Raw genomic sequence first — 20,001 nt, forward strand, 5'->3', positions numbered from 1 at the left:
GGGAACTCTGGTTAGGTGGGGATATGTGGATGTTACTGTTATTAAATGTTGATATTTGAAAACTATCGTCAAAAGGCAGGAAAGGTGATCGACAAGCGATGCACTGCTATTTAGGATGGCTTCACATTTGAAGATAATTCTACTTGGAAGGTTTTGCATGCAAACCTACGCTAGTAACCAATTTCTCCGTAATAGCCTAGATAAGATATCCGACCTGGTCGTAATGGCGAGGGGAGGGAGAAATGAGCATCTTACTGTTGATAAGATTATTCAAGATGTTTTTTTTTATTTGGGTAGGCACAAACCGCGCGATCCTGATGCCATTTTATGGGCATTCAAAAATGGATTAATGGCGTTGGCCGACCGTGCTGACGATGGCATGTCCCATCATTTGCGCGAGATGGCTTTGCGCATTCGAATGATCTGCGTCGTTCCCGAGTGAAATCTCTCAAGTCGATACGAGACGGCTAGATTCAGCCATTCTTCGCTGCCGAGGTTTCTTTCATTACTGAACGCAACACGCCGCTGATGCCTTATTCATTAAAAATTGACGCTGCGCTGACTTTACTGGCGGGCACAAATATACCGAGCAACAGCTACGCACCGTGGTTGCATCGCTTGTTCTGGCAAGCAGGTCTTTCAGTACCTCCCCCGCATCTCGCTAGCCTTTCTTGTAACTGTCTTTTTTTTGGAGGATGGTTCAGCGTGGTCTGGGGAGGTAGCTTGTGGTTCTTGGTATGGTTGCCTATTGGAGGGGCGGTGATGGCTTGCTTGATGCAGGCGATGCTCGCTGGAGTCGCTTTCGGCCTCATGATGGCGCTGCACTATTACTTCGTCTCACGCCGACATCATTTGCCTTCGTGGAGTGATCTGTAGATTGAATTCTCAGTAGATTTCTAAAATCCACCGAGTTGGCGTAGCAGAGAAATACGAACTAATACTTGATCAGTACTAATGATTCCAAATAAAGACCAGATGCGATAGCGATATTTTATCCGTCTTTGTTGGTCGTACTGAAACGATTTTCGAATTGCTAAATTTCTGCATCAGAAACGCGAAAATATGAAAATTGCTATTCTAGATGATGACCCAATTCAGACTAAATTTACCAGCGAGTTACTGACATCTAGCGGTCATGCATGTGAAGTCTTCAATAGTAGCAAAGCATTATTGGATGTCCTAAATATTGATAGTTATGATCTGTTAATTCTTGATTGGCTGATTCCAGAATTAAACGGACTTGAGGTGCTATTTTTGGTTAGACAAAAATTGGCACCTAACATCCCTGTTTTGTTTGTCACTTGCCGTTCCGATGAAGAGGATATTGTTCATATTCTTGAGGCTGGCGCCGATGATTACATGATTAAACCTTTCCGAAGTAAAGAATTGGTTGGCCGTGTGCAAGCTCTCTTAAGGCGAGTGTATCTCGAGAAAAAAAACGATGATAAAGTTATTTTTGATGACTATGTATTCGATGTGCGTTGTTCTCTCCTCAATAGAGCCGGTCAGAATATTGAGTTGAGCCCCAAAGAGTTTGAGATTGCATTATTGATTTTTAGGAACTTTGGTCAACCTGTGTCGCGTGCATTCATACGCGAAAAAATATGGATCAGTAATGTGGAAATATCGTCGCGTACCATCGACACGCATATATCGAGGATACGAATCAAACTGCAACTGACCCCAGAAAATGGATATCGTTTGAGTCCGATTCATCGCTATGGATATCGTTTAGTGAAATTGTAGCGAAATTAAAAAGCGAATGACGGCGCATATCATATTGGCGTTCTGGTCGGTTTTTACTTCCATACGCTGGCGCTGCGATCGATATCGACGTAGTTTTTAACCGCATGCGATTCGATAGTCATCCGCGGTCATGTATCGCATTCTTCCTGAGGGCGCTGTAGGAACATGGGGAGGGGATGTTGATAGGACTATTATCCATTCTTGTTTGCGTCGTGCTTTCTTTGCAGCAGGACGAATGTGCACTTTCAGCCACTTACATCTCACACAAATCTGCATCACCTACGATGTGTCTGCCATGGCATTCTGAGCGTGTACCAAATGAATTGAGATGTTGTTGTCAACATTCATCAAATTTGTAATACAACACGTTTAAAAGGAATGAAGCTATGAAAACCACTCTCCGTCTTTTAATTGTTGCCGGTGCCGGACTGGGATTCGCAGTTGCGGCATATGCTGATGTATCCGTCCAGGTGAACGCCAATCCATCCGCAAACTACGTTTCTAAAACCACTGTGGTGGTGAGCACGCCAGCAGCTAGCTATCGTCCTGCACCCATTGTGGTAAAGCAACCGACTCGAATCGTATATCGCCCTACGCCTGTTTTTGTTCGTCCCAGATCCGTCATTTACCGGCCGGCACCTGTAGTCATAGTACGGCCACGCCCCGTCATTTATCGCCCGGATCCGATCGTGGTGATCCGGCCGCAGCCAGTGATTTATCGTCCTGCTTCAGTATTTGTTCGTGACGAAGCGCCTCGCTATGTAGGGGACTATGGTGCATATGGCAGTTGGCATCGCCACTATTGGGGAGGCTAACAGCAGGCGTTGATCTGTGTCATATCGTTGTGGAGAAAATTCCTTCTGGACTGCAATGTGCGGTTAATGTAGCGTAGTTCCACATCACGAATCAATATTTGATCAGTCGCACTTAATCTAAGCAAAGGCCGGGCCGGGTAGCAATACGCCGGCCTTTTTGATACTGTCGCGGTGGTGAATTCAATTTGATAAAGGCGAGCGATCTATGCCAATCGCGCAAAAGAAGTGTTTAATAAAAATGGCTATCATCTCGCTTAATTTTTATTTTTTTCCTACGGATGGTCTCTAGCGTTGCGACTCTTTGCAGTTTAACTCCTCTCTTTCTACCGCATAATTTATTGAGTTTCGCGTTGTGCGATGTAGTCCGATGCCTGCTGGCAAGCTAGCGATTCGTTCGGCGCGGCTTCAACTCAAGTCCTTGACGATCCAGCTCATAACTCATGTGCTGGTGAGATTGGTAATTTGCTGTCATGGTACTTATGAGCTACAGATTATTGCTTTATGAAATTGCTGCTAGCCGGGAGGCAAGAAGTGTGTACGAGGTGACATATACACTTGCAGATTGTAAATTTATTTGAAAACGATTGTAAAAATCCGTGTTTAACATTGGACGAACTGAACCGACTTCAGCGATTATTTTGACTAGCGATCGCTTTTGAAGAGATGTCAAATGGAAACCTATGTCAACGATAATTTTCTCAATGAGATAATCGATAAAATTTTGAGGTGCGCGACACTGGCTCTTTATGGCCAGGATGTCCGATTCTCGGTACTTCTCGCGATCAAAGATGTTCGCTATTATTTGACGAAGGTCAAGACCGGAGACCCTAGGATCAATCAACGAATTTTTGAATGTAGTTTGGCAGCATTGGCAAATAATACGCATCCAAGCATACCTGACTATAAAAAAACTCTTGAATACGCGGTTTCGCTGATGGCGATTGATTTGCCTAATTCAGATTAATGACACGAAATACTGCTATCAGAAACTGCACATGTGGTGCAACAGCGCGTCACGAATCAAGGTTTGATCGTTAGCGCTGAAACCAAGTAAAGGCCGGGCCGGGTAGCTATACTCTGGCCCTTTCTTTGAAACCTTGTCGGTCAATCCCTCCTGATGCACGCGGGCGATGCGCGCCACACGACCAAAGAAGCCAACCGATCGCTGGTTTTCATCCTGCTCGATTTTCAGGTTTTTCTGCAACCGGATTTTTTGAAACATCGCCGCCTTCTGCCGTTTTACTGTTCCCTTCTTGCCGCGTAAGTTCTTGCGCTGTTTCCGCTTAACGTAGGGTGTGCCGTCCGGCGCTCGTTGGGCAGCAGTGCTTTGCGCCTGGGAGCGCTGCAAGTCCTGGGCGATCTTGCGCGTCACCACCCGGCGCTGACCTGGTTGCAGTTGCTCCAGTAACGCGACGGCCCAGGCTTCAATCGCGGTGAGGTCATCACTCATTCGGGATTGGCGGGTGTGTGCCATTCTGCCAGCAACGACTCACCCGTATAAGCTTGCCAGAACGCGTCCGTGTAGCCTGTTGTCATTTGCGGCTCGGCCAGGTGCTGCACTTCCAGGCGAGCGGCGCCGGCCTGCTTCACCACCACCCGTTCAGTGAGCGCCAGCGTGATGGCGATATCGATCGATTCGTGATTGTTGTAGTCGACATCAAAGCCGATTCCACTCTTGCACAAATCGGGATTATCCAGAAGATCGCGTTGGTGTAGTTGCACCCACGCCAGCAGCGGCACCATGATCGCGTCTTCGCTGTCGGCGTAGTCGGTAATGATGATGTTCAATTTGTACCGATACTCAAACGACAGCGAGGCGGTGCCGGTGCCGGTGGCCAACTGCGCGATTACCAATACAGCCCCGACCAGTTCGACAATTTATTGATGTGTAACTTCGTCGACGACAACAGGTCGATTTTTCCGCTGGCCGAGCTGCAGCGCTGCATGGTCGATGCCTGGGACGCGTGGGATGACGTTAAGCCGTTTGCAGAGTGCCCGTTTGGTTATCGTCTGGTCTGGATTGGCTACGACCCTTCATTGAGTGGGGACAGCACCGGTTGTGTAGTGCTGGCGCCGCCTGTCGTCGCTGGCGGCAAGTTCCGCGTCCTGGAGCGCTTCCAATGGCGCGGCATGGATTTCGCCGCGCAGGCGATCCGGCAAATGACCCAGCGCTACCAGGTTGAATACATCGGCATTGACACCACCGGCATGGGCATCGGCGTGTTTCCGATTGTGCGCCAGTTCTTCCCCGGCGCCACAGCCATCAACTATTCCCCCGAAGTGAAGACCCGCATGGTCTTAAAAGCCAAGGATGTCATCAGCAAAGGACGGCTGGAATTTGACGCCGGCGCCACCGACCTGTCGGCGGCTTTCATGGCGATTCGCAAAACCATCACTGCCAGCGGCAGGCAAGTCACCTACGACGCCGGCCGTACCGCCGACACCGGCCACGCTGACCTGGCCTGGGCATGCATGCACGCGCTCGATCACGAACCGATTGAGGACATATCGGAATCCACGACCTCATTTATGGAGATTTTTACATCACGAAGAAACAACGCTTTAAACGCACAGGGCAGCACGCCGCCGCGCCGCCGGCAGCGGCAACGCCGTCCGTAGCAACCCAATCGATGGAGGCGTTCTCGTTTGGCGATCCGACGCCGGTGCTCGATCACGCTGACATCATGGAGAACCTGGAGTGCTGGCTCAATGGCCGCTGGTATGAACCGCCGATCAGTTGGCAAGGTCTGGCGAAATCGTTTAGCGCCAGCGTCCACCACAGCAGCGCCATTCACTTCAAGGTCAACATCCTGTCGTCCACTTTTGTGCCGAACAAATATCTGTCGCTGGCAACGTTTAAGCGCTTGGCGCTGGACTTCATGACCTTCGGTAATGCCTATCCAGAAAAGCGCATGAGCCGCACCGGCAGGTTACTCGAGATCAAGCACGCGCTGGGCAAATACACCAGGCGGGGCAAGGAACTCGATAACTACTACTTTGTTCCTGGCTGGCAGCAGGAGTACGCATTCACCAGGGGCGCGATTTTTCACCTGATGGACCCGGATGTGAACCAGGAGGTGTAAGGCATGCCGCAATACCTGCCTGCCTTGCAGTCGGCTTGGCTCAACGAATCCGCCACCTGTTCCGCCGCAAGTATTACCAAAACGGCTCGCACGCCGGCTTCATCCTCTACATGACCGACGCCGCGCAGAACATTGAGGATGTCGACCAGCTGCGCAAGGCCTTGAAGGAAAGCAAGGGGCCGGGCAATTTCCACAACGTGTTCATGTACGCACCGAACGGCAAGAAGGACGGCATCCAAATTCTGCCGGTGTTGGAAGTTGCAGCCAAAGACGAATTCTTCAACATCAAGGGTGTGACCCGCGACGACCTGTTGGCTGCGCATCGGGTGCCGCTGCAACTGCAGGGAATCATGCCGAGCAATGCCGGCGGCTTCGGCGCGGTCGAGCCGGCGGCGCGCGTGTTCGCCCGCAACGAGCTGGTGCCGCTGCAATCGCAATTTTTAATGATCAACGAATGGATAGGAGAAGAGGTCGTGAAGTTCGACAAATACCTACTGGACAGCATGGACGGGAAGAGCCCAGCATGAGCGACGTAGCTGACCGCGCCGAGTGGCGCATTGCCAAGGACATTGAAAACGCCATGGCGCGTGCACGCAAGATGCCGCAACTGGTGGCCGATGGGCATTGCCATTACTGCGACGAGCAGATCGCACATGGCTTCCTGTTCTGCAATACGGATTGCCGTGATGACTACCAGAGCGAACAGGAGGCGAAGAGATGTGCCGGTCGGTAACATGTGAAATATTGTGAGATCGCTCTCACGCATCACGGATTGGTTTATAGTGAAATCACTCTCTTAGTGGGGAGTCCCTTGATTCACGTTCAGCCCGCGCCGCAAGGTTAGCGGGCTATTTTTATGTGAATCGCTGCTCCTATACATGCTGTAAGTGCCGACGATACCTACATCGCTTCAAGCCGCCTCACCTTGCTGTGTTACATCTTGGCGTTGATCTGCTTCACATAACAAAGAGCGACTGATCTCGACTTTAAATTTCCAGCTACACGCGCTTGTGATGAATGCGGAACGCACTGCTTTTTACGTGCTTAGCTAAAACGCTAAGTACCCAAGCAACGCGGGATTCGTCGAGGGATAGATAGTTCGGTACTGAAGTTAGATGCAGCAACAAATTCATCAGTGCAGCTAGATTTCTATCACTTTTAACAGGTTCGTCCGTATAAAAAATGCGTTAATGTTGGGCCTGGATCTATCCAATCCGATGTTATTGCAACCCGCGCCGAAAGGTCGCGGGCTTTTTTTGTGAGTAGCTTATGTGATCGTTTGTGAAACCTTCAACGGAAGACCAATAGATATTGCGATAGTCTGGTGAGCATATCGCTCGTGGGAGGGCTGTTCCGCAATGTTGATTTACGAAACGATTGTCAGAGCGAACCGCAAGTACTTATGCGGATCGGACGCGAACGGTGCTTGAATTCTGCTGATGTCCGACCTATAGTCAAATCGTTTCATGGTCACCCAAGCAATTTCGCCCGCGCCGCACAGTCAGCGGGCTTTTCTTTTATGGGAAGATTGCTCGCACGCCTACAGCAAGTAATGGCAGCGCCTTAAGCCGCTTCGCGGTACATCTTTACGCCATGGTGCCGATCCTTTGCCATACAAAAAAAGCGACTGATCCCGACTCCAAATTTCCAGTCCCCCCACGCCTGTCCGCCCCGTTCCCTCAGTTGAATGATAGGTCTGAATAAGTTTGGCCTGCGGTTCCGCCGCTTGTGAAAGTGCGGTTAAGAGAGAAAGCGAACAAAAGAAAAATTTACTCGGCATACATTCTCCTCCTTCGGTGACCTAAATATTGGGTTTCCATGACTTTTTCAGAGAAGTTGGTGCCAGCAGATCGCGCGGATCGATTTAGATATTGGCTGCGTGACCGCAAATATCTGAGAAAGTGTTTCCCGTTTATTCTCCTTTGGTATCAATAATTTGATCTGGCCTTCCCCCAACAGCACGGACACTTCCGCTAGGCGCATTTTAGATTTTCAAATTGTACTGGGCTGATATAGCCGATAGTTGAATGTCGGCGTCTTGGATTGTAAAACCTTTCTATGTAGTCGAACACGTCTGCACGTAAATCATCCCTGGTTCGATAGTGCTTTCTGCTTAATCGCTCAGTTTTCATCGTCGAGAAGAAGCTCTCCATCGCGGCGTTATCCCAGCAATTTCCACGACGGCTCATGCTGCACACAATGCCATGCGACTCCAGCAGGCGCTGGAAGTCCTCACTGGTGTACTGAGAGCCTTGGTCTGAATGGTGCGGTACAGCCCGAGGGCGTCCTCTGCGAAAGACAGCCATCAGCAATGCATCCATCACCAGCTGCGCCGTCATTGTCGACTGCATTGACCAGCCTACGACACGCCGCGAATATAAGTCTGGTACGACCGCAACAAACAGTCAGCCTTCACCGGTCCACACATAAGTGAAGTCGGCTGCCCATTTCTGATTGGGGGCCGTTGCCTCAAACTGCCGGTCCAGCAGATTCGGTGCAATTGCATGCACGCTAGCTTGAAGTTGGCCATGATCGACGCGAATCATGTTTGGCAAAGGCAGATGTTCAGCGATACGGTCCAACACCCGCGCCACTCGCAGCCCCGAGATTGAAGTATCGACTTCGATGACAACGCTCTCCTTGGTGAAGTCGTCAACGACGTTCAAACAACGTATACGCCGGCCATCTGCCAAAGCGTCATGGATGAAGTCCACCGACCAGGCGTGATTCGGTTGGGAGGGAAGTAGCAATGGCAATCGTTCAGTCAGAGCGATCCGTTTGCGGCGACGCTTTCTCACCGCTAAGCCAGCTTTGCAATAAAGCCTTTAGACGTGTTTGACATTGATGGCCCAGCCTTCTCGTTGCAGCAAGATATGAATCCGCCGGTAACCGAAACGCCGTCTCTCCCCGGCAAGCGCACTAATACGCACACTCAGGGCGCCATTGGCGTCGGCTCTCGCTTGATAGCGTAGCACTGAAGTCGATATATTCATCAGCCCGCAGGCACGGCGCTCAGAGAGCTGCCATTCCATCTTCAGAACGGCAACCGCTTCGCGATGTGCTTGCGGGCTTACCACTTTCGAGAAACGACATCCTTCAAGGCCGCATTGTCGAGCAGAGAATCAGCTAGCAAGCGCTTGAGCCTACTGTTCTCTTCTTCGAGCGCCTTAAGGCGTTTGGCATCGGAGACTTCTGTGCCGCCAAATTTGGCCTTCCACTTGTAATACGATGCCTCCGAGAAGCCGTGCTTACGGCACAGCTCCTTTACCGGAAGACCGGCATCGGCTTCCTTCAAAAATCCAATGATCTGTTCTTCACTAAATCGTTTCTTTATCGTCCGTTCCTTTGAGAATCGGACTCTACTACGTTATGAAGCTAATGTTGGGGGCAGGTCATGAACAATTGAAAACTGAGCTTGGTGCTTCTCTGTTGATTTCAACAGCTGCTGATTTAGATCAATCGCCCTGAGTTTTTTAAATGGGGGAGTATCAAAAACGGCGATGCTATCTCAGAGCCGATTGTTTATGAATGTTAAAGCGGCGGTGATCGCCAATTTTTTTCTAAACGAAGGTGTCGAGGCAACATACATGTGAACGATTGATAAATTCATCTTGCCTTGAGGACTCTTATGACTTGTCGAGACACATTTTCGCGTAGCATAAATATTGTCCATCTACGCTAAGTCTGGTCGTGATATCGCATATGTGACTTTGGATATGTGACGACTTGGAGATTGTGGATTGTCTCTGTAATGAAATTGATTGATAGGAGGAAATTATGATTGTTGGATTCCAGAAAAATGGCGAAAGTGATGCTATTAATCTTGATGAGCACACATTGGAATTTTCTCTGGAGGCGGAAAATTACGCTGCTAGAGACCGAAAGAAAGTTGAGTGCCGTCGAAAAATAGAAGACGCGTTGGAAAATATGAGGCAACGCCGTGCTGATCTGCTTGGTATGTGATCTGACGAAATGAGATTCGAACGTGCGAGATTGAAATGAGATATTTCAAGATGAATTTTTCTCGTGATTTTTTTCGACTATTTGATGAATTTCTGAACAATTCTCGCAAGATCCTCTTAGGAGTCGGTATTGTTTGTATAGTTTATTAAGGCCTAATTCTCTGACTAAAAAAGAGAGTTTTTTCTCTGCCTCTAGGAAATAGTGAGCTAGAAGCTGTATCCGATTTTTTATATGAAAGTAAATTTGGCTAGATACTATGGCGTCTGAATAAAATTTTCGGGCTCTTTGCGGCTGATTTTTCTAAGATTTAATTCGATCTTTTATCAGTTCTATTGAGCTGGATACTCTATCGCCTTGAGTAATTTTCTTGTCTTATGTTGCATGTGAAGTAGGGATATCTTGGCAAAAATCATCGTTGTTACGTCCGGCAAAGGCGGAGTTGGCAAGACCACCTCCAGCGCCAGTTTTGCATCGGGTCTGGCCATGCGCGGCCACAAGACTGCGGTACTCGACTTCGATGTCGGCCTGCGTAACCTGGATCTGATCATGGGCTGCGAACGCCGCGTCGTGTACGATCTGATCAATGTCGTCAACAAGGAAGCCACGCTGACCCAGGCCCTGATCAAGGACAAGCATTGCGACAACCTGTTCATCCTGCCTGCTTCGCAAACCCGCGACAAGGATGCGTTGACGGAAGAAGGCGTCGAGACCGTCCTCAACGACCTCATCAAGATGGATTTCGAATTCATCATCTGCGATTCGCCTGCCGGCATCGAGCGCGGCGCAGTGATGGCGCTGACCTTTGCCGATGAGGCAATCGTCGTGACCAATCCGGAAGTCTCGTCGGTGCGCGATTCCGACCGCATCCTCGGCATCATCCAGGCCAAGTCGCGCCGCGCCCAAAATGGCGGCGAGCCGGTCAAGGAACACCTGTTGATCACACGTTACTCGCCGAAGCGCGTCGAAGCCGGCGAAATGCTCTCATATACCGATGTCCAGGACATCCTGCGCATCCCGTTGATCGGCATCATCCCTGAATCGGAATCCGTCTTGCACGCCTCCAACCAGGGCAATCCGGCGATCCATATCAGGGGCAGCGATGTAGCACTGGCCTACGAAGATGTCGTCTCGCGCTTCCTCGGCGAAGACGTCACCCTGCGCTTCACTTCCTATGAGAAACCGGGTTTCCTGCACCGCATCTTTGGAGGGAAATAACATGGCATTGCTCTCGTTCTTATTCAACAGCAAGCCGAAGACTGCATCGGCCGCCAAGGAGCGACTGCAGATCATCATCGCCCGCGAACGCAACGGACGCAGCGGCCATGATTTCCTGCCGGCGCTGCACAAGGAGCTGATCGAGGTGATTTCGAAGTACACCAAGGTGAATGCCGACGACATCAAGATTTCGCTAGACCGCCAGGGAAATCTGGAAGTGCTGGACGTGAATGTGGTGATGTCAGACGCCGAATGCCATATTTTATGAATGTGAATTCGAGATCAGCTCATTATGGATATTTTTTCGGACCCTTCAATGAAAAGAGATAAACGAAAAGGCAATGAAAATATGATCGGTTGCATTGAAGCGGCGGTTTCTGAACATTCACCAGAGGAGATTTATGCGTTAAGTGAGAAAAGTAAAACTGAAAAGCGCCGCATGATTGAGGATGCGCTGGAAGAAGCAAGACAACGTCGTGTAGATTTGGAGTATATGTAAGTTGTTCAAAATTCTTTGGTTTTGGTTACGACTCTAATTAAAACGGCGATTTTCAGCAGAAAAATATTCTTATGAATACTACGATGTTTCTCAGCGAAATGTGATGATAAAAATTGATCTGATAGCTGAAGATTTTTCGATATTTTCCTCTCAGAAATTGAGGAAGTTGCTTAAAGAAGTAGAGAAGGAGATAAGGGCGAGGAGGGGGGCAACAATATCGGCTTCGAATACGCCAGCCGCGGTATGCAATGCGAAAATTTTTCCGAGCATTTCAAAGAATCCAAAATTACAAGAAAAACGACGTGTTCTGAGAGACCCTGGCCGTAAAAGCAACTTGCTGAAGTCCTCAGGTGGAAACGTAGATATCTGCTCCATCTTGGAGGGGGTGGTAATTGCTATGGAAAATATCGACGCTCCGCAAACCGACAAATCAAAGGAAGATCAGAATTTTCCTGGGTTTGCCAATAGTTTAAGAAGTGTGAGAACCGAGGTTCAAGTGGAGTCTCGCTCTATCCATGACAGAGAAAACGTGCAGTTTGAAAATAATAGGATTGCCGTCAAATCAGAATGGCGCGCGCACAAGGTAGTTATGACAAGAGTAAAGCTGGGTAAAAACTTGACTGCAATTGCTTCTCATCCTGTGACGAAATTGATCATGCTTAGAAAAGAAGAGACAAAAACTGATTTAATTAATGTATCCAATTTTGAATTTTCGAATTTGATATAGAACCCTCCATAGAAAATGGATGATAAACATGAATGAGAAAAGTTGCCCCTCTTGTAAAGAGTCAATAGCATCACGATCGGACGTCTGTGACAAGTGTCTTACCAATATAGACTATGGTGCGCCGCGCGTTGCTTATCTGGGACTCCTTTTTTTATGTGTTTTTCTCAGTATAGGACTTTCCAAATTTCCGTTCGCCGATTTTTCGCTGATAGCTTGCTTTTTTGGAGGTGCGATGTTTGTTGTTGGAAGTGTTGTTTTGGAAAAAATATTTCACAACCATGCCATGCCTATAAAAAATGGTGGCAGAGATCAATAGGAGTGCGCTTCGCTCACTTCCTCAAAGAATTTCTATCCAATATTTTTTCTATTTTTAAAAATAAATTGAGAAAATTTCTTCATCTCAAGCCCAGTGATGGTTCTATCTTCATCGTTATCAAACCTCTCATAGTTGCCGAGCGTATCTAAGAAAATAGTTAGTTAGCAATCGGCTGATTACATCTCCAAACAATTATCTAGGTTCGAACTGCCGATATCATTCCCCGTTTCAATCGAAATCCGATGGCGATTACCATCGGATTGGAAATTTGGTGTAATTAGAGTCGACGCAACATACGTTCGACTACACCATCACGGTCAATGAAACGGTGCTTCAATGCTACCATCAGATGACCCAACACTAATGCGGCAAGTACCCAGACTAGAGTTTCGTGTAGCGTATCCGTAAATAATCGTAGCGGCTCATTTTTATCAACCAATACCGGCAGTGCTGCAAGACCAAAGAAATTGACTGCGTGTGCGCCGGCTTGGCGATGAATAAAGCCGCTCAACGGCACCGTCAACATCAAAATATATAGAGTCCAATGCAGTACATGAGATGCAGTTACCTGCCAGTTGGAAACGCTGGATGGCAATGGCAGGGGACGGTGAGTTATCCGCCAAAGCAGACGAGCCAAGGCCGACATAAAAACCAGACTTCCAAGTGACGCATGATAGAACAGCACTGCGTCGTTCGACGGCGTGTGCTTGGGAAATGTCTCCATGTAAATTCCTAGAGAGAAATTCATGAAGATAAACAAGGCGATCAACCAATGAAAAACAACTGCGGGATTGTTATAAGCGCGTTGTTCGGAGGAAGGCATACTGACGTCCAATTTTTGCATTATCAACTCCTTTGATATTGTGTCGTGAAATTATCAGAATCAAGGTTTCGCTGTGTGCCATACACCGGCGATGCCATCGCCGTTTGTGTCACCGGTTTTGTGATCCATGACGAAGCGATATACGGGGTGTCCCTTATAAGTCCACTGCTGTTTGCCATCGATGCGTGTTACAAAACTCCAGCTGGTGATGGTCTTGTCACTAGGTTTGGATATTGCTGGTGGCCACGTCGCAGTGCATCCTTCATTGCAGGCACTCTTGCCGACGATAGTATCTTCATCAAAAACATAAAGTGTTAGGCCATTTTCATCAACCAATTTTCCATTCAAGGTCTTGGGTGTTTCGGCCAGGGCAGGCAGAGTTAGGCCGAGGCAGGTGAGCAACAAATATAAGTTTTTACGCATGGTTTCTCCTTGATGGCGAGGTCGTACATAGCTACCAAATACATAACTCCGATCATCTACGATTTATTCCCGAAATATTATTTTTTTTCAGAAAATTCAAAGTGGCTTAACGATTTGGCACTCGATGTCGTTTTTTTAATCGGATGAATTTTTAAGATTAATAAAAAATATTCATATGGAAATATTTTCATGTTCGAATTGAGGTGCCGGAAAACCTCATTATCTGACCCTCGGTGAGGGCTCTATCATCATCACCATGAAACCGACTAACACCGCTCAAGACATTCAAGCCATGGTCAACCACTGGCTGAATACTCCGCCTAACGGCGATCTTGGTTCGGATTACGGCGCTGATCCCCAGTCGCTGCTGCAAAATCCCGTGGCCGCCGGCATTGGCGATGCTTTCATCGGCAAGATGCGCGAGGACGTTCCTGCATTGGATGTGATGCCGGTTGGCGCCGTGAATGTCTTCTACGTGGATGCTCTGCCGGATCGCAGCGAATTGATTGTTGACGTCGCCGGCTGGCAGGAGCACGTGAGCTGGCATGGCCTATACCAAGGAAGACTTTGATCGGGTGATCGTCAATTCCGTCTCGCAGTTCCCTGAACTGGCGGCGTTGTATCAGGTGGGCGATCCGCGACTGCTGCTGGCGCAGTCTGCCGTTGCGCAGATGATGGCGATGATGTCGCAGCAGATTGAGCTCGGCGCGATGGAGCCCTTTGACAAGGTGCGGGATTCCACAGTGCTGGCTGATGCCTCGCTGAAGGGGCTGATGCCGATGGCAACGCCGGCGCGCGTGAAGGTGAAGGTGGAGAATCCAACCAATGCTGCGTTTTCCATTGGCGCCGGTCGCGGCCTGCTAGATTCCAGCGGCCACATGTACGTTGCCGATTTGCCGGTAACGGTTCCTGCCGGCGGCGTGAGGCATGCTGAACTGCTGCAAAAGCAGGTTCGCGTCATTGAGCATACCGTGACTGTTTTGCAGGCATTTTATAAGATTGAGATGCCGCAACCCAGTCATGGCCGCTATATCAGCGACATCTCAGTCGCCGATGCGGCTGGTGCGCCGTATACCTATAGCGTGGAATTTACGAATGTTGCTAATGGCGACAAGGTATTCCATGTGGAATGCGACGAATACCGACGCTTGTTCGTCGTGTTTGGCTGTGCCGGTTATGTGGGTTAAGGCGGCAGGCACGGCGGTCATTGAGGCACAAAAGGCTCTACAAAATTTCAAGGATGCCGGCCAGTTATCCCGGGCAGACTTTGACGTGATCACGATGAAATTGAAGGGCTAATCATGTTGCGTAGCGTATGAACGCAAATCAACAGGGCTGAACGAAGTGTCACGTCGCGCCATCCGAATTGCATTCCATACCACGCTTTCGGTCTGCGGCTATTGCGCCAGGCTGACGACAGCATCGGTGGCATGCCGACGTTGGGCGGGCTTGGCGTGTTGGATTCGTCGGATGGGCCGGATGTCGAGTGGGAGTTGCTTGGCGATGCCAAACTGTTGGTCGTAGAGAATTTCCAACCATCGACCGTGGTTGATCGTGGGTATGCACTTGATAACGCCGAACCGCAAATCGTTGCGTTGATCGAGGCGTTGAGGCTGGTGGAGGATCTTGCGCACTTCACCGCGAAGACCAAGGATGTGCTGTACGTGCTCCTGCATGCGGACGTAAAGATCGCCTACGAAATTGTGGCGATTGATGGTGGCATTAACATTGCACCGTACAGTAAAAAGTACATTTTGCAGAAACGCGATGACATGACATATATCAAGGGATTTCGCGATATGAACAAATATTTTGATACTCAGTGAACCATGGAGTGAAACTAAAAATCAGGAATTCATCTGTTAAAAGTGACTGTTAAGTTATTTAATTGGCTGTTATTTCTCAGTTTTTTCTTGAGTATTTGGAGTATGAATCCTGACTCAATGTCGGCCGCGCGAACTTGCTACAGAAGTGTGAATCATTGCAAAATTTGACTCGATATTTCTACTAATGCTGGTTAAATTTTTATCTGATTGTACAATCAGCATAACTAAATGATGCGGAAATCCCGCGATTTTTAGATTTCATTTCACGGCAATTTGCATGACCACATGCAATTCATCGCTTTGCGTAGATGCTTCATGAAAGCGTCGTGCGTCGCCATCGCTGCAAATAAATAAACCGATCTTGGCGATCACAGCGTCGAGAGTTGGCGGCTATTCCATCTGTCATCCACTAACAAAAATTACCGGAAAATTTCTTCTGCGAGATATTTTTATCGAACGCAATGATTGTGCGATTTTGACAGGAAGCGCCATTAGGAGAGTGTTTCTTAAATACTTTTCAGATGGGAATAAAAATTACGGTAACACGATTGAGTCGTCAGCCATTTTGGCACTTCAACAGGAGATATAAAATGAAGAAAAAGCGCCCACTAACCTTATACATTCTCTTTGCAATGATTCTCGGTGTGTTGGTGGGTTATGCCTGTCATCAGGCTTTTCCTGACCAGAAAACTGCCATAGATGTTGCGGGGTATATCTCTATAGTCACGGATGTATTTTTGCGTTTGATTAAGATGATTATTGCGCTTCTTGTGTTTTCCACTTTGACTGTGGGAATTGCACATATGGGAGATGCTAAAAGTGTGGGACGAATTGGGGCAAAGGCCATGCTCTGGTTTGTTACCGCCTCATTGGTATCGCTCACTCTGGGACTCGTACTCTCTAACTTTATGCAATTGGGGGCGAATCTCAACATGCCGTTGCCGGATATTGGGGCGGCTACCAATCTTAAGATGTCCGGTTTTACATTGAAAGATTTCGTCAAACATCTTATCCCTAGTTCGCCGATAGAGGCATTAGCTAATAATGAAATCCTGCAAGTAGTCGTGTTCTCGATTTTTTTCGGCACTGCATTGGCCGGCTTGGGGGACGCAGGCAAGAAGCTCGCAAATATTATCGATGAGCTGGCACAAGTTATGTTACGTATTACCGGTGCCATCATGTATATGGCGCCACTGGCGGTTTTTGCGGCCATCGCTTCGGTTGTTACCACTCAAGGCTTGAGCGTGTTGCTGACCTTTGCAAAATTTATGGGTGGTTTCTATTTCGGTCTAATTTGTCTATGGGGACTACTTATTGCTGCTGGATTTGTGTTCATAGGCCCACGCGTGTTCAGATTGGTCGGATTGATCCGCGAACCATTTCTATTGGCGTTTTCGACAGCCAGCTCGGAGGCCGCATACCCTAAGTTGTTGGAAGCCTTGGATAAATTTGGTGTCAAGCGCAAAATTTCCAGCTTTGTGCTGCCGATGGGCTATTCATTTAATCTGGATGGCTCGATGATGTATTGCACCTTTGCAGTATTATTTATTGCCCAGGCTTATGGTATTCACCTGCCAATCAGTACTCAGATAACTATGCTGTTACTACTGATGCTTACTTCTAAGGGCATGGCAGGAGTTCCGCGGGCTTCTCTTGTAGTGATCGCTGCAACCTTGAATCAGTTCAACATCCCAGAAGCTGGATTGTTGTTGATCATGGGTATAGATCAATTCCTTGATATGGGCCGTTCTGCGACTAATGCTGTTGGTAATTCTGTCGCTACTGCTGTAGTTGCGAAATGGGAAGGTGATTTATTGCCGGAGAATGAAAAAAATACTGTTGAGAAGATTCCGGCCGTAAATATCGTAATGGGGGGCTAAATTCCAAAGCAGGCCTGCCGCAACTTGCGATGGATTTGTTCGAGCAGGTCTGGTTTCTTTGTAGACCCGATAGGGTATATATTATTGCTAATGACTATGTCGCATCGTTGGGTTTTAGCTTCTCCAAGCGATACCCATAACTATAAACTGGAGTCAGCCGATAGCCATTTTCTGGACGTAAGTGCAATTTGCTTCGTATCCGCGAAATGTGAGTGTCGAGAGTCCGTGACGGGACGTCCACGTCACGCGACCATATTTTTTCCGTTATATATGCGCGTGAAAGTGGACGACCAAGATTGCAAAAAAATAGCAATGCTAAATCAAATTCCTTTTTTTTCATTTCAATTGATTCACCGGCCCAAATGATGCGGTTGGTATTTGTTTCGAACAAATATTCATTTAATACAATCTCTTCCCTCGAAATGTTGATCGGATATGCGCGTCGTAGTAGTGCTTCCGTGCGCGCCAATAATTCACTATCTCGAATTGGCTTTGTCATATAGTCATCTGCACCGGCGCTTAGAGCTTCAACTATATCTTCTTCACTGTTTCTTGCTGTCATGAACAATATTGGAAGCGTCTTGGATAATTTGTCTCGTACCTGACGCAAAACTTCCATTCCACTCAAGTCAGGAACATGCCAGTCTAAAAGCAGCAAGTCGTAACTCTCCCTACGCAGCTTTCTTAATATCTCTTTTCCGCTTTGAAACGAATGGCAAATATGCCCCTTGTTTGTCAGCAGTTGATAAGCAAGATCGATTTGAGACTGATCGTCGTCAAGAATCGCTATTCTCATAAAATTTTTCCGTTGAGAAATCTAAATTGCATAACGATATAGCTCGCTGTATTTAGTAGAGGTGGGCCTATCTGTTTAAGTTCGATCTAAGACGACACTGAGCGCAGAAAAGGGCATTGGTGATATTGTTGGCAAGCACTCAAGCCCAGAGTGTTGCCCATGATTTCTTGCTGGCGTGAAAATGTCATGGCAAAGATTGACATCAAGATCAATAATTTCGCCGTCATGCTATCCATTTTTCAGTGGTGAGATCATGTAATGGCAGTCACGCACTCCACTTTCAATTAGAGCTTACGTCCATCTCATATTGTCTTGTAGCAACCGATCTCGACATGTTTGACGATCTCCTGATACAAGCCTAGTGGTGTTGGGGCTCCGTATTTTAGTGAGCACTTGAGGGGGTAATAATCATCATCTCAGATATATTGTACGTCCATATGGGTTGGACAATGAAAGCAATAGTGGACAATCAAATCAATAGAATTCGTGGCTATTAATATAGGAAAACAGTCTCGAAACAGTGCTTTCGTTGCTCTTATTATTTACTCTAATGAAGGGTAGATGTGGCCGAATTCAGGCGCATCGAAACCGAGACTCACAGTGGAGCATAAGCATGATCTGGGTTGCGTCGCGCCTATTTCAATTACTTAACTAAGTTGGTGGTCCTTGCATGGCTATCACACTGAGCCGATCAATGCGGAGTAATCCCCCCACAAAAAAGCATCAGTTAAAAGTAGAATTTTCTTAAATGAGATTTTGAGGAAGTTTTACATGAAGACATCACGCTTTACCGAAAGTCAGATCATCAACATTTTGAAGCAGGCCGAAGCCGGCACGCCAGTACCGGAGCTTTGTCGTGAGCACGGGATGAGTTCGGCCTCGTTCTACAAGTGGCGTAGCAAATACGGTGGCATGGACGCGTCGATGATGACGCGGATGAAGGAGTTGGAGGACGAGAACCGTCGGCTCAAGAAGATGTACGCCGAAGAGAAGCTGAAGGCCGAGATCATTTCGGAGGCGATGCAAAAAAGTGGTAAAGCCATCTCACCGACGTGAGATGGCACAAGCGGCAGTCCGAGCGCATGGAATCAGCGTAAGCAGCGCATGTGCGACTTTCGCGATGAGCCAGACCTGTTATCGCTACAAGGCAAAGCTATCGGAAGATAACAAGCGTGTCGATGACTGGTTAATCCGGTTGACTGCGAATCAACGCAACTGGGGTTTTGGCCTTTGCTTTCTGTACCTGCGCAACGTCAAAGGCTTCGGCTGGAACCACAAGCGCGTCTATCGGCTATATCGCGAGCTAGAGTTGAATTTGCGGATCAAACCAAAAAAGCGGCTTACCAGGGCAAAGCCCGAGCCGTTGTCGGTGCCAACGTCGATCAACGATGTCTGGTCAATGGATTTCATGCACGATCAGCTGTCGGACGGACGCAGCATTCGCCTGTTCAACGTGATTGATGACTTTAATCGGGAAGGCTTGGGCATTGACGTTGATTTCTCCCTACCGGCAGCGCGCGTCGTTCGGTCGCTTGACCAAATTATTGAGTGGAGAGGAAAACCGATGACGATTCGCTGTGACAACGGCCCCGAATACATCAGTTCGACACTGGCCGCGTGGGCAGAAAAGCGCAGCATCCAGATCAGTTTTATTCAGCCAGGACAGCCGCAACAAAATGCTTATATCGAGCGCTATAACAGAACTGTTCGCTATGACTGGCTCGCACATTACCTGTTCGAATCCGTTGATGAGGTCTAGGAATTTGCGACGAAATGGCTCTGGACATACAATCACGAACCCCCAAACATGGCGCTCGGCGGCATCACCCCGAAACAAAAATTGGCCCTTGCGGCTTAGCCTCTACTTTTAACTTTGCTTAAAAATGGGG

20 protein-coding genes and 5 pseudogenes are annotated in these 20,001 nt (G+C 48.1%); 18 read left to right on the forward strand and 7 right to left on the reverse strand.

Annotated elements, in window-relative coordinates; translation table 11 throughout:
* Positions 1 to 157 precede the first annotated feature (157 nt).
* The 5 genes from ACIPF8_RS22870 to ACIPF8_RS22890 all read left to right on the forward strand — a co-directional run bounded on the left by ACIPF8_RS22870 (position 158) and on the right by ACIPF8_RS22890 (position 3,525).
* The gene (locus ACIPF8_RS22870; protein ID WP_400425800.1) at positions 158 to 442 is read left to right on the forward strand and encodes a hypothetical protein; all 285 of its coding nucleotides are present in this window, start codon (positions 158 to 160) and stop codon (positions 440 to 442) included.
* Positions 443 to 528: 86 nt separating this feature from the next.
* The gene (locus ACIPF8_RS22875) at positions 529 to 876 is read left to right on the forward strand and encodes a DUF6404 family protein (protein WP_400425802.1); all 348 of its coding nucleotides are present in this window, start codon (positions 529 to 531) and stop codon (positions 874 to 876) included.
* Positions 877 to 1,062: 186 nt separating this feature from the next.
* Positions 1,063 to 1,746 carry a response regulator transcription factor gene (locus tag ACIPF8_RS22880; protein WP_400425804.1) on the forward strand — a complete coding sequence of 228 codons (684 nt, stop codon included), beginning with the start codon at positions 1,063 to 1,065 and terminating at the stop codon, positions 1,744 to 1,746.
* A 386-nt stretch (positions 1,747 to 2,132) separates the two neighbouring features.
* The gene (locus tag ACIPF8_RS22885) at positions 2,133 to 2,561 is read left to right on the forward strand and encodes a hypothetical protein (RefSeq protein WP_400425806.1); all 429 of its coding nucleotides are present in this window, start codon (positions 2,133 to 2,135) and stop codon (positions 2,559 to 2,561) included.
* 670 nt (positions 2,562 to 3,231) lie between these two features.
* Positions 3,232 to 3,525, forward strand: a complete 294-nt coding sequence (locus tag ACIPF8_RS22890; protein WP_400425808.1) for a hypothetical protein — start codon at positions 3,232 to 3,234, stop codon at positions 3,523 to 3,525.
* An 18-nt stretch (positions 3,526 to 3,543) separates the two neighbouring features.
* On the opposite strand, the gene ACIPF8_RS22895 is transcribed toward ACIPF8_RS22890, so the two are convergent.
* Positions 3,544 to 4,035: a phage virion morphogenesis protein gene (locus ACIPF8_RS22895; protein ID WP_400425810.1), complete on the reverse strand. Its 492-nt coding sequence runs from the start codon at positions 4,033 to 4,035 to the stop codon at positions 3,544 to 3,546.
* A complete protein-coding gene (locus ACIPF8_RS22900) occupies positions 4,008 to 4,415 on the reverse strand; it encodes a phage tail protein (protein WP_400425812.1) in 408 nt (135 codons plus the stop codon). The genes ACIPF8_RS22895 and ACIPF8_RS22900 overlap by 28 nt, the downstream gene beginning before the upstream one ends.
* Here ACIPF8_RS22900 and ACIPF8_RS22905 point away from each other — a divergent pair.
* The 3 genes and pseudogenes from ACIPF8_RS22905 to ACIPF8_RS22915 all read left to right on the forward strand — a co-directional run.
* A pseudogene (locus ACIPF8_RS22905) lies at positions 4,347 to 5,102 on the forward strand (terminase); the annotation flags it as partial. The gene ACIPF8_RS22900 and the pseudogene ACIPF8_RS22905 sit on opposite strands and share 69 nt — an antisense overlap.
* Before the next feature lie 89 nt (positions 5,103 to 5,191).
* Positions 5,192 to 6,171: pseudogene (locus ACIPF8_RS22910) on the forward strand (phage portal protein).
* Positions 6,168 to 6,377 carry a hypothetical protein gene (locus ACIPF8_RS22915; RefSeq protein WP_400425814.1) on the forward strand — a complete coding sequence of 70 codons (210 nt, stop codon included), beginning with the start codon at positions 6,168 to 6,170 and terminating at the stop codon, positions 6,375 to 6,377. Before ACIPF8_RS22910 ends, ACIPF8_RS22915 begins: the two are co-directional and overlap by 4 nt.
* Positions 6,378 to 7,617: 1,240 nt before the next feature.
* Here ACIPF8_RS22915 and ACIPF8_RS22920 read toward each other — a convergent pair.
* Positions 7,618 to 8,148, reverse strand: a pseudogene (locus ACIPF8_RS22920) (IS3 family transposase); the annotation flags it as partial.
* 21 nt (positions 8,149 to 8,169) lie between these two features.
* Positions 8,170 to 8,978: pseudogene (locus ACIPF8_RS22925) on the reverse strand (IS3 family transposase); the annotation flags it as partial.
* 443 nt (positions 8,979 to 9,421) lie between these two features.
* Here ACIPF8_RS22925 and ACIPF8_RS22930 point away from each other — a divergent pair.
* The 5 genes from ACIPF8_RS22930 to ACIPF8_RS22950 all read left to right on the forward strand — a co-directional run bounded on the left by ACIPF8_RS22930 (position 9,422) and on the right by ACIPF8_RS22950 (position 12,048).
* Complete coding sequence (locus ACIPF8_RS22930; protein WP_400425816.1) at positions 9,422 to 9,607, forward strand: hypothetical protein; 186 nt, start codon at positions 9,422 to 9,424, stop codon at positions 9,605 to 9,607.
* Positions 9,608 to 10,006: 399 nt separating this feature from the next.
* Positions 10,007 to 10,822 carry a septum site-determining protein MinD gene (minD, locus tag ACIPF8_RS22935; RefSeq protein ID WP_400425818.1) on the forward strand — a complete coding sequence of 272 codons (816 nt, stop codon included), beginning with the start codon at positions 10,007 to 10,009 and terminating at the stop codon, positions 10,820 to 10,822.
* A 1-nt stretch (position 10,823) separates the two neighbouring features.
* Complete coding sequence (gene minE, locus ACIPF8_RS22940) at positions 10,824 to 11,090, forward strand: cell division topological specificity factor MinE (RefSeq protein ID WP_400425819.1); 267 nt, start codon at positions 10,824 to 10,826, stop codon at positions 11,088 to 11,090.
* A gap of 48 nt (positions 11,091 to 11,138) precedes the next feature.
* Positions 11,139 to 11,321, forward strand: a complete 183-nt coding sequence (locus ACIPF8_RS22945) for a hypothetical protein (RefSeq protein ID WP_400425820.1) — start codon at positions 11,139 to 11,141, stop codon at positions 11,319 to 11,321.
* 103 nt (positions 11,322 to 11,424) lie between these two features.
* On the forward strand, positions 11,425 to 12,048 hold the full coding sequence (locus ACIPF8_RS22950; protein WP_400425822.1) for a hypothetical protein: 624 nt from the start codon (positions 11,425 to 11,427) through the stop codon (positions 12,046 to 12,048).
* A 593-nt stretch (positions 12,049 to 12,641) separates the two neighbouring features.
* Here ACIPF8_RS22950 and ACIPF8_RS22955 read toward each other — a convergent pair.
* Positions 12,642 to 13,208, reverse strand: coding sequence for a cytochrome b (locus tag ACIPF8_RS22955; protein ID WP_400425823.1), 567 nt, complete (start codon positions 13,206 to 13,208; stop codon positions 12,642 to 12,644).
* A 39-nt stretch (positions 13,209 to 13,247) separates the two neighbouring features.
* On the reverse strand, positions 13,248 to 13,610 hold the full coding sequence (locus tag ACIPF8_RS22960) for a hypothetical protein (RefSeq protein WP_400425824.1): 363 nt from the start codon (positions 13,608 to 13,610) through the stop codon (positions 13,248 to 13,250).
* A 256-nt stretch (positions 13,611 to 13,866) separates the two neighbouring features.
* Here ACIPF8_RS22960 and ACIPF8_RS22965 point away from each other — a divergent pair, with 256 nt between their 5' ends.
* The 4 genes from ACIPF8_RS22965 (at position 13,867) to ACIPF8_RS22980 (ending at position 17,316) form a co-directional block, all read left to right on the forward strand.
* On the forward strand, positions 13,867 to 14,181 hold the full coding sequence (locus ACIPF8_RS22965) for a hypothetical protein (RefSeq protein ID WP_400425826.1): 315 nt from the start codon (positions 13,867 to 13,869) through the stop codon (positions 14,179 to 14,181).
* Complete coding sequence (locus ACIPF8_RS22970; protein ID WP_400425828.1) at positions 14,156 to 14,797, forward strand: hypothetical protein; 642 nt, start codon at positions 14,156 to 14,158, stop codon at positions 14,795 to 14,797. The genes ACIPF8_RS22965 and ACIPF8_RS22970 overlap by 26 nt, the downstream gene beginning before the upstream one ends.
* Positions 14,798 to 15,040: 243 nt before the next feature.
* The gene (locus ACIPF8_RS22975) at positions 15,041 to 15,436 is read left to right on the forward strand and encodes a hypothetical protein (protein ID WP_400425830.1); all 396 of its coding nucleotides are present in this window, start codon (positions 15,041 to 15,043) and stop codon (positions 15,434 to 15,436) included.
* Between the two features lie 590 nt (positions 15,437 to 16,026).
* Positions 16,027 to 17,316, forward strand: coding sequence for a dicarboxylate/amino acid:cation symporter (locus ACIPF8_RS22980; protein ID WP_400425832.1), 1,290 nt, complete (start codon positions 16,027 to 16,029; stop codon positions 17,314 to 17,316).
* A 94-nt stretch (positions 17,317 to 17,410) separates the two neighbouring features.
* On the opposite strand, the gene ACIPF8_RS22985 is transcribed toward ACIPF8_RS22980, so the two are convergent.
* Positions 17,411 to 18,112, reverse strand: a complete 702-nt coding sequence (locus ACIPF8_RS22985) for a response regulator transcription factor (RefSeq protein ID WP_400425834.1) — start codon at positions 18,110 to 18,112, stop codon at positions 17,411 to 17,413.
* Between the two features lie 771 nt (positions 18,113 to 18,883).
* Between ACIPF8_RS22985 and ACIPF8_RS22990 the strand changes: the two are divergent.
* A pseudogene (locus tag ACIPF8_RS22990) lies at positions 18,884 to 19,970 on the forward strand (IS3 family transposase).
* Positions 19,971 to 20,001: the final 31 nt, after the last annotated feature.

This window comes from Collimonas sp. NPDC087041 (assembly GCF_044745265.1).
Lineage (GTDB): Bacteria > Pseudomonadota > Gammaproteobacteria > Burkholderiales > Burkholderiaceae_D > Collimonas.